The sequence below is a fragment of the Streptomyces sp. NPDC107498 genome (assembly GCF_055582805.1).
Genome location: NZ_JBVJPE010000003.1, coordinates 196,140 through 210,217, shown reverse-complemented (window position 1 = coordinate 210,217; position 14,078 = coordinate 196,140). Strand labels below are relative to the sequence as shown.

The window sequence follows — 14,078 nt, the reverse complement described above, 5'->3', positions numbered from 1 at the left end:
GTCGGGGCCATGTTCGCTGCCTACGCTGCCCGAATCGACCGCGACCAGCCCCTGAACGGCCTCGAATTGGGCGAACGTCCCGAACCCGAGGCGCGGCCCGGGTGGACCACCGTCACCGTCAAGGCCGCCTCGCTCAACCACCACGACCTGTGGTCGCTGCGCGGGGTCGGACTGCCCGAGGAGAAGCTGCCGATGATCCTCGGCTGCGACGCCGCCGGGATCGACGAGGACGGCAACGAGGTCGTCCTGCACTCCGTCATCGGCCAGACGGGCCACGGCGTCGGCCCCGACGAGCCCCGGTCCATCCTCACCGAGCGCTACCAGGGCACCTTCGCCGAGCGGGTGACCGTCCCCAGCTGGAACGTGCTGCGCAAGCCGAAGGAGCTGTCCTTCGAGGAGGCCGCCTGCCTCCCCACCGCCTGGCTGACCGCCTACCGCATGCTCTTCACCAACGCCGGCGTGCGCCCCGGCGACTCCGTGCTCGTACAGGGCGCGGGCGGCGGCGTCGCCACCGCCGCGATCGCCCTCGGCAAGGCGGCCGGCCTGCGGGTCTTCGCCACCAGCCGCGACGAGGCCAAGCGGAAGCGGGCCGTCGAGCTCGGCGCCGTCGAGGCGTACGAGCCGGGCGCGCGGCTCCCGCAGCGCGTGGACGCCGTCATCGAGACCGTCGGCGCCGCCACCTGGTCGCACTCGGTCAAGTCGCTGCGGCCCGGCGGCACGCTGGTCATCTCGGGCGCCACGAGCGGCGACCGCCCCTCGCACGCCGAGCTGACCCGGATCTTCTTCCTGGAGCTGAAGGTCGTCGGCTCGACGATGGGCTCCAAGGACGAGCTGGAGGACCTGCTCTCGTTCTGCGCGGCGACGGGCCTCCGGCCGGTGATCGACGAGGTGCTGCCGCTGGACCGGGCGCGGGAGGGCTTCGAGAAGATGGCCTCCGGCGAGCTCTTCGGGAAGATCGTCCTGAAGACCTCGTGACGACCCCTTGATGACGCGTCAGTACTCCTGATGGGATCTCCGGCACGCGAAACGTGAACATCTCTCACTTCCTCGTGCCGGAGGTCTTCCTTGCAGCGAACGCGAACCACCCTCGCGGCGACCCTCGTCGTCGCCGCCCTGCTCGCCCCGACGGCCGCCCACGCGGAGCCGGCGGAGACCGGCATCCCCGTCCTCACCGACGAGCACGGCCGCGCGCTCACCCTGCGCGGCTGGAACGTCGAGGACAAGGCCAACCGCGGCGACGCCGCCCTCTCCGCGATCACCGAGAAGCACTTCCGCGACCTGCGGGCCAAGGGCTTCGGCTTCGCCCGCCTGCTCGTCTTCTGGGACGACCTGGAGCCCCGCCCCGGCCGGTACAGCCAGACCTATCTGCGGAAGATCGAACGCATCCTGGACTGGGCCGGGAAGTACGACGTCAAGGTCCTCGTCGACGCCCACCAGGACGTCTTCGGGCCCGCCTTCGGCCACCGGGGCGTGCCGGCCTGGGCGACCAGGACCGACGGGCTGCCCTTCACCCCGCACCCGGACGACTGGTTCTCCGAGTACTTCGAGCCCGCCGTCCAGCGGGCCTTCACCCACCTGTACGAGGACGAGGACCTGAGGCGCGCCCAGGCCCGCATGTGGCGGGTGCTCGCCGAACGCTTCGAGGACCATCCGGCCGTGCTCGGCTACGACCTCGTCAACGAGCCGATGGGCGAGCTGCGGGAGGGAGAGGACCTGCCGACGGCGGCCCGGCGCATCGAACGGGACCAGCTCACCCCGATGTACAACCGCCTCGCGGACGCGGTCCGTTCGGTCGACCGGGACGCCTGGGTCTTCGTCGAACCGACCCCGATCGTCGGCGAGGGCGTGCCCACCGGACTGGGCAGGATCGACGACCCGAAGGTCGTCTACGCCCCGCACTTCTACAACACCGGCATGGAGGCGGGCGCCGACTACGATCCCGCCGCCGGCTGGATCGAGAGCTACGAGCAGGCCGTCACCCTGTACCCCAAGGAGTACAAGGTGCCCGTGGTGGTGGGGGAGTGGGGACCGCTCAACAACTCCCTGCCGAACATGAACCGCTTCTACCGCGAGGCCATGGCCTCCCTGGGGCGCTACACCTCCGGCTGGGCGGGCTACGTGTGGTGCTACGGCGGCGGCTACTGCGCGGTGGACGGGTCCGGCGCCTTCCGTACGAACAAGGAGCTGACCGCCGAGCCGTACGCGGAGGCGGTCGCGGGCACGGTCCGCTCCGCCGGGTACGACTCCGGGGCCGGGGTCTACCGGCTGTCCTACGACGCGGCCGGCCGGCGCGGCTCCCGCGTCACCGAGCTCTCCCTCCCGCCCGGCGACTGGCGGGTCACCGCCCGCGGCGGCGCGCTGGTGCTCCGCACGGAGCGCGGCAGGGCCCGGATCCTCGCGGCCCCCGGCGCCCGGGTGACGGTCACGGTCGTCCGGGGCTGAGGACCCCGCCCGCCGGACGGACGGGGCCCCGGGTGGGCGGCGGCCGCCCCGCTCGTCCGGCGGGCGGGCCCGGTGCTCGGCCGGCCGGCCCCTCAGCCCTTTCTCGCCGGGTGGAGCAGGGCCGTGATCCGGGTCGCCGCCGCGGACAAGTGGCGGCGGGTCTCCGAGAGTTGGGACTCGGTCACGCCGTGGTCACGGGCCGCGTCGCGGATCTCGTCGCGGAAGCGGTCGAGGAGGCGGTCGAGGTCACGGGCCGGGTCGCCCGAACCCGCCGTGTCCCGCGCCCACTCCGGGGTCTCGCCGACCGGCGCCCCGTCGGCCGGGGACTTCGCGAACGGCGACTCCGGCGACGCGGCCTTCGGGTGGGTCGTGCCCGCCACCAGGTCGCCGAGCTGGGCCGTGATGCCCGAGATCCCCTCCCAGACCCCCTTGGGCCAGTCGCCCCGCGAGAACCGGTCCTGGACCTCCTCCTGCACCTGTCGGGCGACCCGCTGGAACTCCTTCGCCTGGCGGCGCGCCGAACGGGCCTCCGCGCGGGCCTCGCGGGCCTGCTCCTTCCACTCCTGCCCGACCCGGCGCAGCTCCTCCTTGGCCTCGGCGAACGAGGAGGGATCCGCCGCGCGGGTCCGGCCCGCGGCCGCGCGCATCTCGCTGCGCACCCGGCCGGCCGCGCCCCGCACGTCGTCGCGGATCTCCGCCGCCAGCTCCGAGACCGACTCGCGGATCTCCCGCTCCAGGTCGTCCAGTTCGGCCCCGCGCCCGGCCAGCTCGGCGCGGCCGGCGTCGGTGATCGAGTAGACCTTGCGGCCCCCCTCGCTGGCGTGGGTCACGAGGCCCTCGGCCTCCAGCTTGGCGAGGCGCGGGTAGACCGTGCCCGCCGAGGGCGCGTACAGCCCCTGGAAGCGCTCCTCCAGGAGCCGGATCACCTCGTACCCGTGGCGCGGGGCCTCGTCGAGCAGCTTGAGGAGGTAGAGGCGGAGGCGTCCGTGGGCGAAGACGGGCGGCATGTCAGAGCACCTTTCCGGTCGAGGAGGGGGCGGACGAGGGGGCGGCTTCGCCGTCCTCCTCGGACTCGGGGCGGCGCAGCAGGGCGATGGAGCCGGAGACGGTGGTCGCCTTGAGCGTCCCCCGGCCCGAACCGAGGGTGCCGGTGATGGACTTGGCGCCCCACTGGCCCCCCACCCGCAGGTCCTCGAAGGCGTTCGACACGGCGCCGCTCGTGGTGCTCGCCTCGACCCGGGCGTCGGCCGGGTGCGGGAGCCGGATGGCGACCTCGCCGGAGACGCTGGTGAGCCGGATGTCGGCGGGCGGTCCGTCGAGCCGGGCCGGGTCGAGGTCGATGACCATGTCGCCGCTGACGGTGTCGGCCTTCACGGAGGAGCCCGAGCCCTCGATCACCGTCACGTCCCCGGTCACGGAGTTGACGCGCAGCGCGCCGGTGACCGACTGGGCCTCCAGGCTCCCCGAGACGGTCTCGGCCCGGACCGGGCCGGAGAGCCCGAGGAGGGTGGTGTCGCCCGTGACGCCGCGCACCTCCGTACGCCCTCTGATCCCCGTGACGACCGCCTCGGCGCCGACCACGCCCACCTCGACGTCGACGCCCGCGGGGACGGCGACGGAGACGACGGCCCGGCGCCGGTACTCCTTGCGCTCGAACCACTTGAGGACGCTCTTCCAGTGCAGGTCCTCGTAGGTCACGGTCAGCGTGGAGCCGTCCTGCGTCACGATCAGGGGCGGTCCCTCGATCTCGGAGACCTCCACGCGGGCGGAACCCCCGTCCGTCCCCACCACGTTCACCGCGCCGTTGACGATGCGGACCCGCAGCAGCGTCACGGGGTCGGCCGGAACCAGCTTCGTCGGCTCGGTGACGGACCACTCTGTCATGGTGCTGACCTCCCGTATCGGCAACGCAACATATCGCGTCTCTCACCATTCACGATATATCGCGGCCCGGTGAAGTCAACCCCGACCCCACCCCCATCCATCCCTGACAGGGGAGGGGGCAATTACCGCCATACATGAACAAATTGCCCTAGCGTGGAGCCATGAACGCGACATCCGGACCCCACTCCGCCGGAGCCCTGCTGCTCTGCCGCGGCGAGCCGCCGGAGGTCCGGCCGCCGGCCCGGCTCCTCCGGGAACGACTGCTCCTCGCCCCCGCGGGTGCCGAGTGGACCGTGCTCGTGCCCGAGGGGAAGCCCTGGCTGCACGGAGGCGAGTCCGTCGAGCAGGTCGTCACCGGCTGGGCCACCGCCCTCGCCGTCCCGGCCGGCGGCCGGCCCGTCGTCGCGCTCTGGTGGGACCGCGACCGCGCCGGCCTCACGCTCGCCGCGGGCTTCCGCCGCACGGTCGGCTACACCTGGCTCGCGGACGGCACCCCCGTCGGAGAGGACGAGGCCATGCGCACCTTCGCCGCCCGGCTCGCCCTCGACCCCGTCCTCGACGTGCAGGCCCTCGGACCGCTCACCGAGCCCGACCCGGACGCCGACGCCCACACCCGTCTCGTCGGGGTCGTCGCCGTCCTCGCCCGCGCCGGACTCTCCCTGCCCGCCGGCCTCGTCCCCGGCGAGAGCGCCGACCGGCTCCGCTCCGCCGCCCTCGGCCAGGGCGCCGAGCAGCTCGAAGGGCACGGTTGGCGCGACGCCGTGCGGGCGGAGCTGGACGTGGTGGAGAGCAGCCCTGTCGGCCCGTACCTGCGCGGCCCCAAGGCACGCGTCCTGGGCGGGGCGCAACTCCTCGTGGGGGTGCCGCTGCTGCTCTGGGGCGCGGGCCGGCGCAGCGGCGGCTGGGCGACGGCCGGCGCCCTCCTCGTCGCGCGCGGCGCGCTCGGGCTCGTCTACGACCGGCTGCGGGAGCGGTGACCGGGCCGCCGGCACCGCGGCCGGGCACGTCCCCTACTCGTCGTCGTCCTCGTCGTCGTCCAGACGGGCCAGCCAGGTCGCGAGGCGCTCGACCGGCACCTCGAAGTCGGGGTTGAGGTCGACGAACGTCCGCAGCTGCTCGGCGAGCCACTCGAAGGTGACCTCCTCCTCGCCGCGCCGCTTCTCCAGTTCCTCGATGCCACGGTCGGTGAAGTACATGCGATCAGGATAGGCCGTGCCCCTCACGTCCCCTGTCGCCCGTCGGTCCCACCGATTAGCCTTCTGGATCCAACATCGCTTCGGGGAGCGGGGGCCGCTGTGGCACACGGGATCGCTCGGATCCGACTGGACGACGGCACGCCCGTCTGGGCGCGGATCAGCGACGCGGAGGAGCTCGGCCGGGGCGGCGGCTTCCAGGACACCGGCGTCAGGGACCGGGTCGTCTCGATGGCCGGCGGGCTCACGGACGTGGTGCGCGGGGTCGTCGGCTCCCTGCGCGCCGGCCTCGATCCGCAGGGGCCGGTGGAGGTCGCCGTCAGCTTCGGCATCGAACTGTCGGCACAGTCCGGCAAGGTGATCGGCGTCCTCGCGGACGGCGCGGGCAAGGCCTCCGTGAACGTCTCCCTCACCTGGACCGAACCGGGCCCGACCGCCGGAGGAGGTACGACGGACGCCGCCGCGCCCCCGGTGCCGAGTGCGCGCCCGGCGGCCGACGGGATCGCATGAGCGCCTTCGACGCTCTCGTGCGCCCCGCACTGGTACGCATCGCGGCGCCCGGCCGCGGGTATGACCCGCACGGCGAACGGTACTGGGGCACCGGCTTCTTCATCGCCCCCGGCTGGGTGCTGACCTGCGCCCATGTGGTGGCCGAGGGGGGAAGCGCGGTGTGGAGGAGCGAGCCGGCCGTCGGCATCGCGTGGGAGGACGGCAAGACCACCCGCGAGACCACCGGCACCGTCGTGCTCGCGCTGCCCCGCCCCGACCGGCCCGACGACCCGCCCGGCCGGTGGGCCTTCCCCGACATCGCGCTCGTCCGCGTGCCCGGCGCGCGGCAGGCGTCCTGCGTGCGCCTCGGCGAGCGCCCGCCCGTGCCGCCCACCGCCGTCGGTCTGCACGGCTGGTCCCGCGAGACCGGCGAGCTCGGCATCCGGCACGTCCACGGCACCCTGATCGGCAGCGACGGACAGGCCCTCGTCACCGACTGGGTCATGCCCGTCGAGGGCTGTTCCGGCGGCCCCGTCGTCGACCACGCCCAGGGCGCCGTGGTCGGCCTCAACAAGGGGCGCGGCCGCGACGGCGGGGCCGTCGTCCCCGTCACCGCCCTGCGCCGGCTCCACGACCTCCCGGGCGGCGAGGTGCTGGGCGAGGCGCTGCGCGCCCACGACCGGTACCACCTCGCGCGCTACCGCTCGCTCGACGACCGGCCCGACTGGACCCGCGCCCAGCGGCTGCTGCCCGCCGCGAGCGGCGTCAGCCCCGGACTGCGCACCCAGCTGTACGGACACTTCGCCGAGCTGCCCGCGCCCACCGCGCCCGGCGAGATCATGGACCTCGTCGACCAGGTCAAGGCCTGGATCAGGGACGACGACCTGCCGGACGCACTGGAGGACGACCCGCGCACCTGGAGCGAGGGCGCCGGACTGCTGCGCGGACTGCGCGCGCCCCGCAGGGACGGCGTCCGCGACCTCGACCTGGACGCCGTCCTGCTGTACGCGGCGCACGTCGTCCGGCACGTCTCCGGGCGGTACGGCGAGCGGGCCGACACCGCCGCCCTCACCCGCTGGATCGTCGACGAGTCGGGGGACGCCGACCGCCACCTCCGGCGCGAGATCGACCGGCTCGTCACCCCCGGCCGGCCCGCGCCCCTCTCCGTGCGCGAACCCCGCGCGCGTGCCGACGTCCTCCTGGAGATCGACACCCCCCGCTACGACCGGCGCTACCCCTGGCGGGTCAAGCTCCTGCTCGACGGGCGCACCGTCACCCCGCTCCACTGCGACGACCGGGGCGTGGAGCGGGCCGGGCTCAGGGAGACCCTGCGGGAGCCGCTCGCGGACGCCCTGCGGCGCGGCGACAGCGGACCCCACCTGGCCGCCGTGGAGGCGGTGCTGCCGCGCGAGCTCTTCGACGAGCCCCTCGACACCTGGCGGCTGGAACCTCCCCACGGGCCCGACGACGCCTGGGCGACCACCCTCGGCCAGCGCAGGATGGTGGTGATCCGCGACGCCCGCCGCCACGACCGGGAACCGGCCCCCGAATGGCGCGAGCGCTGGGCGGCCGGCGAGCGCGGACCGCTGCGCGCGGCCCCGCTGCGCGCCGAGGCGCCCGGCGCGGGCCCGGACGCCCACACCCCGCGCGTGCGGCGGGAGACCTGGGCGGAGACGTACGACCGGCTCCGCGAGGCCGAGGGCGGCACCGTCCCCGTCTACTGCGGGCCGGTGGGCAGCGGCGACGGACTCATGGCGATGAACGCGGCGCTCGCCGCCGGCCACCCCATGGCCCTCTGGCGGACCGGCGCCCACGACCACACCGACTGCGCGGAGTTCCACGAGCGCGCCGAGCGGCTGCTCGCGGGCGCCGCCACCGCCTGGGACGTACGCGGCCCGGTCCGCTCCCTGCGCACCCGCGCCCAGGACCGGGCGGCCGGCCCCGAGGCGCGCGCCGCCTACGCGTGGGCCGATTCCCTCGCCGTCCTGCTCGACCCGCCGGACCGCCCGCCGCACGGCGGGCGCCTGGAGGCGCCGCCCCTGCTCGGGGAGGGGGAGCAGTGACCGGAGCGACCACCGTGACGGGAGCCCCGCGATCCGTCCGATTAGCCCATCGGCAGGCCCCGCCCCCGGGCGGTACGGTCGACGGACCCGGCATCGACACCACAGCCAGGAGGAGCCCCTCGTGAACGATTGGCGGATCTACCGTGGTGCCGGTCTTCCGCACGACGAGATACGACGCCTGCCGGCCCCGCCGCCCTGGCGCGACTTCTCGACGGGCGACGCCGACGACACCCTGGCCGGCTCCGACCGACGGCTCGGCGTCAAGCGCAGGCTCGTCCAGAACCACCACCCCCGGCCCGCCGAGACCGACGCGGTCAACGCCGCCCTGTACCTGCGGCGCCCGCTCCTCGTCACCGGCAACCCCGGCACCGGCAAGTCCACCCTCGCGCACGCCGTCGCCCACGAGCTGCGCCTCGGCCGCGTGCTGCGCTGGCCCATCGTCAGCCGCTCCACCCTCCAGGACGGCCTCTACCGGTACGACGCCATCGGCCGCCTCCAGGACGTCCAGCTGGAGCGCGCCCGGACCGGGGCGGCCGGCTCGGCGGCCGCGGCCCCGGCCGGCATCGGCTCGTACATCCGGCTCGGACCGCTCGGCACCGCGCTGCTCCCCTCCGAGCAGCCCCGGGTGCTGCTCATCGACGAGCTCGACAAGAGCGACCTCGACCTGCCCAACGACCTCCTGAACGCCTTGGAGGAGGGCGAGTTCGCCATCCCCGAGCTGGAGCGGCTCGCCGACCGGGAGCCCGTCGTCGAGGTGCTCGGCGACGACGGCCGCAAGGTGCCGGTGCACGGCGGCCGGGTCCGCTGCACCACCTTCCCCTTCATCGTGCTCACCTCCAACGGCGAACGGGACTTCCCCGCCGCCCTGCTGCGCCGCTGCATCCGCCTGGAGCTCGAACCGCCCGGCGAGGAGCAGCTCGGCGCGATGATCGAGGCCCACCTCGGGACCGACGCCACCGCCGGCGACGGCGAACAGGGCCTCGTCCAGCGGTTCCTGAACCGCGAGCCCGGCGAGGTGATCGCCACCGACCAGCTCCTCAACGCCCTCTACCTGACCCAGCACGCCTCCCGCGCCGAACGGGTGACCAGGGAACGCATCGCCGACATGCTCATGCAACCACTCGATCAACCGAGGTGACGGTCGGATGCACCGGATGCATCTGGAAGAGCTCACCCGCAGACTGCGGGCCGGCGGACAGGACCCGACCGCCGAGGACATCGCGGACGCCCTGTGGCTCTCCCGGTGGCTCCCCGGCCCCTCCCCGGAAGCGCCGGGGACCGGCCCGCCGCCGGGCACGACCGGGGACGCCCCCGGCACCGAGGCGCTCCCCGCCGGGAGCCGGGACCCGGCCCGCCGCGAGGACGAGGCCGTACGGGGCGGGCCGGGCCGGCCGGCCGCGCCCGAGAGCACGGCCCGCGAGACCGTCTCGCTCCACATGAGGGCCGGGGCCGGCGGAGCACGCGGCGGCCCGGGGCGCCCGGAGCGGGGCGCCGGCCTGCCCGTCCGCGCCCCCGGCGCCAACGCCCTGCCCGGCCTCCTCGGCCTGCAGAAGGCCCTCCGCCCGCTCCGTGCGTACGCGCCCGCCCCGCCCCGCTCCGACGAGGGCACCCTCGACGAGGAGGCCACCGCCGAACGCAGCGCCGCCGCGGGCATCCTGACGCCCGTCCTGCGCCCCGCCGCCGGCCGCCGCCCCGACATCCAGCTCCTCATGGACACCGGCCCCGCCATGGTCGTCTGGGACCGCATGGTCGAGGAACTCCGCCAGGCCTGCCAGCAGTCCGGCGCCTTCCGCGACGTCCAGGTGCACCGCCTGTACGACACCGGCGAAGGGCCTCCGCTCGTCACCACCACCTCCGGCGCCGACGGCCGCCCCCGACTCCGCCCCGTCGACCAGCTCCACGACCCCACCGGACGCCGGCTCACCCTCGTCGTCAGCGACTGCGTCGGGCCCCTCTGGCAGCGCGGCGCCGCCCAGCGCTTCCTGCGCCGGTGGCCCCACCACTCCCCGCTCGCCCTCGTCCAGCCGCTGCCGCCGCGCCTCTGGCCGCGCACCGCGCTCCCCGCCGAACCCGGAACCTTCCAGCGCTCCGCCGCCCCCGGCGGCCACACCGTCTTCCGCTCCGACGACGAACCCTGGGGCCCCCTCGCCGCCGGCCGCCGGGCCGTCCCCGTCCTCACCCCCACCCCCGAGGCCTTCGCCTCCTGGACCCGGCTCCACACCGGCCACGGCGGCAACGCGGTCCGCGGCTGGGCCGCCTGGCTCCACCCCGAACCGGCCGGCCCGCGCCCGTCCGGGCCGCCCCGCGCCCCGCGCGGCGACGAGGAACTCCTGCGCGCCTTCCGCGCCGGTGCCTCCCCGGGGGCGCTCCGGCTCGCCGTCCACCTCGCGGCGGCCCCGCTGACCCTGCCCGTCATGCAGCTCGTCCAGCGCGCGATGCTGCCCGACACCGGCCCGATGGAGCTGGCCGAGGTCCTGCTCAGCGGGCTCCTGCGGCGTCTGCCCGGCCCCACGCCGTACCCCTGCTTCAGCTATCCGCCCGGCGTCCAGCAGCACTTCCTCGGCTCGCTCGACCCGAGTGCCGCCGCCCTCGTCCTCAAGCACTGCTCCGCCTACGTGGAGCGCAATTTCGGCCAGGGCATGCGGAACTTCCCGGCGCTCGCCGCCGCCCGCCTGGCCGGCACGGGGACCGGGACCGACGACGGGGCGGCGGACGGCACCGGCCGTCCCACCGGAAGCCCCGCCGGCCCGCCCGACGCGACCGACGAACCCCTCGGGCCCGAGGGCGCCGAGACCGAGCTGTTCGCGCGCATCCCCGCGCGCGTGCTCCGCTTCTACCACCCCGACCTCATCACCCCCGACCCGCTCACCGAGGCCCGCCGCCTGCTCGAACAGGGCCGCGGCCAGTCCGACCCGGCCCTCCTCGCCGGCGCCCGCGAGCGCGCCGAGGCGGCCCTCCCCGCCGAACCCGTCGAGGCCCGGATCGTCCTCGCCCGTGCCCTCCACGCCGAGGCCGGCACCGCCGCGGCCCGCCGCTCCGAGCGCCGCCGGGAACTCCTCGCGCGGGCCGCCGACACCCTGGCCGCCGCCGGGGAACTGGCCCGGCCCGGCGACGAGGCATGGGCCGCGTCGCGGCTCGAACTCGCCGTCGTCCACCACGCGCTGTGGCGGGACACCGACGAACCCGGCCACCTCGACGCGGCCCTCGCCGCGCTCGCCGAGGACGCGGACCGCTGGCCCGAGACCGCCCGCCACACCCTCCACCTGCGCCGCGGCCGACTGCTCCTGGCCCGCGGCGACGGCGCCGCGGCCGCCGGGGAGCTCACCGCCGCCCTCGCCCTCCGGGAGAGCGCCGGCGCCCTCCTCGACCTCGCCGACGCCCTGCACCTCGCCGAGGCCGGACCCGACCGCATCGGCCCCGTCCTCGACCGCGCGGAACCCCTCGTCGGCGACGCCCGCGCCCTGCGGCTGCGGTTCGCCACCGCCCGCGCCCGCCTGTACGACACGGTCGGGGACGGCGCCGCGGCGGACGCGGCCTACGAGGAGGCCACCCTGCTCGCCCCCGCGGAGAGCGAGCAGCGCGGCAGGACCCTGCTGACCTGGGGCGGATCGCTGCTGCGGCGCGCCGCGGACGGCACCGGCACCGCCCCCGTCGACCGGGCCGAAGGGGTGCTGCGCGAGGCCCTCACCCGGCTGCCCGCCGGCGCGCCCGAGCGGGCCACGGCGCGGACACTGATCGGCAGCGTCCTCGCGCTCCGCTTCCACCGCGCCGGCTTCCTGCCCGACCTCTTCGAGAGCCGCCACCTCCTCGAGCAGGCGCTCAGGGGGACCGACGACCCCGGGGACCGCGCCGGTATCTGGCTGCAACTGGGGCGGGTGCGCCTGGAGTTGGCCAAGACCGCGCGGGACGGCGTGCTCGGCGACGCCCTCACCGCCTACCGGAACGCCGCCGAGGACTCCCGTACGGCCCACGGCGACGGCCCGGGCACGGTCACGCTCGCCCGCGCGTTGCACGCCCAGGGAGCGGTGCTCGTCCTCATGGGCCGGCCGCAGCGGGCACGGACGGTGCTGCTCGCCGCGACCGCGCAGTGGCGACGGCTCACCGGGGAGCTGGTGGAGGTCGACTGGGACGACGTGGAACGGACCCGGGCGCTGATCGCGGGGGTGGAGAGCGCCGGGGCGAGGGAGGGCACGCCGCTCACGTCGGAGGAGCGCCGCCGTGTCGCGCCTCCGTGGTGGTCCTGGACGGCTGGATGACGGGGGCGCACATGGGGGCAGTTGAATCGAATGGGTTTCCGGTCTCGTGGGGTCGGGAAGAACCGCCGCACCGCTACGACCGTGGGGGACAGCTTCGGTGAGGAGGAGCCGAGAGTGTGCGAGCGCACGGGGTGGGCGACCGGTGTCGGCCGGGATGCCGTCAGGTCTTCGCAGCTGTCCGATCTCGCGGCCGTCGACCTGCGGACCTTGCGGGTCATGGACGACACCGCCCTCGGGGCGGCGGTGGAGAGAGTGCTGCTCCGCCCCTCGGACCTCGTCGAGGCCTGGAAAGAGGACGAGTTCGTCGGCTGACGACCGGGCCCCCGCGCGGGACGTCCGTACGGGACGATCGTTTTCGGCCGTTTCGACGCGCGCCACCCGTCAGGCCCCCGCCCCACCGCCCGGTCCGTACGGTGGCCGTCCGTGGCTCCGGGGCCGGGAGTGATCGGCGCCCCGGTGGACCCGGTGGTGCTCGCCGCTCTCGCCACCACGCGCCCCGGGCCGGCCGGGGCGTCCTTCCTGCGGTCCGGGCTGCACGCCCGCCGGCTGCTCCTGCTCAAGTCCCTCCTGGTGCGGACCCGGCGCCACCGCGAGACCGTGGCGCCCCCGGCGCTGCGCCGCTTCGAGGCGGGCTGGCTCCTGCTCGAACGGGCCGAGCGCGCCCGCCCGGACGTCGTGCGCGCCGTCCTCGACTACCCGACCACCGGGACCTGGCTCGCCGCCGCGCTCACCGAGCCGCTCGGGACCGGATTCGACCGCCACCTCGCCCATCTCGAACTGCTCGCCGTCACCGCCGCCCTGCGCGCGGGACTGACCGTGGACCTGGTGGTCGAGGCCCCCGGCGGGGTCCTCTCCCTCCCCGGTCTCGGCCGGGTCGAGGCGGGCGGCGCGAGCCGGGTCCGGATCGACGCCCGCTCCCGCGCGGTACGGATCGGGAACGGGGACGGCACGGGCTCCCGCGCCGTGCTCCGCCGCCACGCGCACGGCCCCGGGAGGACGCTGACGGGCAGCGGCCCCGGCTGGCGCGGGCTGTGCGCCCTGCCGGGCGGCGCGACCCGGCTGGAGGACCTCGACCCGTACCGGCTGCCGCCGGGCATGGGCGTGCCCGCCCGGGCGGCGGCCGACCGGGCCGACACCGACCACGCCGGCTGGGCCGGCCGCTGGAGCGCCGCCCGGAGGCTGCTGCGCGGAACCGACCGGGCCCGGGCCGTCGAGGTGGGCCGCTCGGTGGACGCCGTCGTGCCGCTCCACCCGCGCGGGACGCGCTCCATCGGGGTCACCCTCAGCGCCGCCCCGGGGGCCGTCCTCATGACGCCCGCCGCCGGCGCCGTGGACATGGCCGAGACGCTCGTCCACGAGCTGCACCACAGCAAGCTCGCCATGCTCCACGAGCTGGTCCCGCTCTACCGGACCCACCCGTCGGACCGGCCCGCCCCCGTCCACCGGGTCGGCTGGCGCAGGGACCCCCGTCCGGTCGCCGGCGTCCTCCAGGGCGCCTACGCCCACCTGGCGCTCGCCGACCTGTGGCACCGGGCCGCCCGGGCCCCCCGCGCCTCGGACGTGCCCGGCCCGTGGCGCGCACGCTCCGCGCACCAGTTCGACCATGTCCACGATCAGGTGGCCGAAGCGCTCGCGTTGCTGCTTGAATCCGATGAACTGACCAACGAGGGAAGGGAGTTCGCCCGGCAAATGAGGAAGCACCATGCGAGCCTCAGCTCCGCCCGGCGAGCCCTTGGGTAACACTGTGCCCA

At 75.7% G+C, this 14,078-nt stretch carries 12 protein-coding genes; 9 read left to right on the top strand and 3 right to left on the bottom strand.

What is annotated here, in order from left to right:
• Window positions 1-9: 9 nt before the first annotated feature.
• Window positions 10-975 carry a zinc-binding dehydrogenase gene (locus tag ACZ66Z_RS06610; protein ID WP_030688786.1) on the top strand — a complete coding sequence of 322 codons (966 nt, stop codon included), beginning with the start codon at window positions 10-12 and terminating at the stop codon, window positions 973-975.
• A 90-nt stretch (window positions 976-1,065) separates the two neighbouring features.
• A complete protein-coding gene (locus ACZ66Z_RS06605) occupies window positions 1,066-2,442 on the top strand; it encodes a cellulase family glycosylhydrolase (protein ID WP_469932895.1) in 1,377 nt (458 codons plus the stop codon).
• Window positions 2,443-2,534: 92 nt separating this feature from the next.
• On the opposite strand, the gene ACZ66Z_RS06600 is transcribed toward ACZ66Z_RS06605, so the two are convergent.
• Window positions 2,535-3,449, bottom strand: coding sequence for a PadR family transcriptional regulator (locus ACZ66Z_RS06600; RefSeq protein WP_469932894.1), 915 nt, complete (start codon window positions 3,447-3,449; stop codon window positions 2,535-2,537).
• 1 nt (window position 3,450) lies between these two features.
• A complete protein-coding gene (locus tag ACZ66Z_RS06595) occupies window positions 3,451-4,326 on the bottom strand; it encodes a DUF4097 family beta strand repeat-containing protein (RefSeq protein WP_469932893.1) in 876 nt (291 codons plus the stop codon).
• Between the two features lie 161 nt (window positions 4,327-4,487).
• Between ACZ66Z_RS06595 and ACZ66Z_RS06590 the strand changes: the two genes are divergently transcribed.
• The gene (locus ACZ66Z_RS06590; RefSeq protein ID WP_469932892.1) at window positions 4,488-5,303 is read left to right on the top strand and encodes a hypothetical protein; all 816 of its coding nucleotides are present in this window, start codon (window positions 4,488-4,490) and stop codon (window positions 5,301-5,303) included.
• Between the two features lie 33 nt (window positions 5,304-5,336).
• On the opposite strand, the gene ACZ66Z_RS06585 is transcribed toward ACZ66Z_RS06590, so the two are convergent.
• A complete protein-coding gene (locus tag ACZ66Z_RS06585) occupies window positions 5,337-5,522 on the bottom strand; it encodes a DUF6104 family protein (RefSeq protein WP_024761804.1) in 186 nt (61 codons plus the stop codon).
• A 99-nt stretch (window positions 5,523-5,621) separates the two neighbouring features.
• Here ACZ66Z_RS06585 and ACZ66Z_RS06580 point away from each other — a divergent pair, with 99 nt between their 5' ends.
• The 6 genes from ACZ66Z_RS06580 (at window position 5,622) to ACZ66Z_RS06555 (ending at window position 14,067) form a co-directional block, all read left to right on the top strand.
• The gene (locus ACZ66Z_RS06580) at window positions 5,622-6,029 is read left to right on the top strand and encodes a CU044_2847 family protein (protein ID WP_469932891.1); all 408 of its coding nucleotides are present in this window, start codon (window positions 5,622-5,624) and stop codon (window positions 6,027-6,029) included.
• On the top strand, window positions 6,026-8,071 hold the full coding sequence (locus ACZ66Z_RS06575; RefSeq protein WP_469932890.1) for a VMAP-C domain-containing protein: 2,046 nt from the start codon (window positions 6,026-6,028) through the stop codon (window positions 8,069-8,071). Before ACZ66Z_RS06580 ends, ACZ66Z_RS06575 begins: the two co-directional genes overlap by 4 nt.
• Before the next feature lie 121 nt (window positions 8,072-8,192).
• Window positions 8,193-9,209, top strand: coding sequence for an AAA family ATPase (locus tag ACZ66Z_RS06570; protein WP_469932889.1), 1,017 nt, complete (start codon window positions 8,193-8,195; stop codon window positions 9,207-9,209).
• Between the two features lie 7 nt (window positions 9,210-9,216).
• Complete coding sequence (locus ACZ66Z_RS06565; RefSeq protein WP_469932888.1) at window positions 9,217-12,327, top strand: SAV_2336 N-terminal domain-related protein; 3,111 nt, start codon at window positions 9,217-9,219, stop codon at window positions 12,325-12,327.
• A 114-nt stretch (window positions 12,328-12,441) separates the two neighbouring features.
• Complete coding sequence (locus tag ACZ66Z_RS06560; protein WP_469932887.1) at window positions 12,442-12,639, top strand: hypothetical protein; 198 nt, start codon at window positions 12,442-12,444, stop codon at window positions 12,637-12,639.
• Between the two features lie 111 nt (window positions 12,640-12,750).
• A complete protein-coding gene (locus ACZ66Z_RS06555; RefSeq protein WP_469932886.1) occupies window positions 12,751-14,067 on the top strand; it encodes an aKG-HExxH-type peptide beta-hydroxylase in 1,317 nt (438 codons plus the stop codon).
• Window positions 14,068-14,078: the final 11 nt, after the last annotated feature.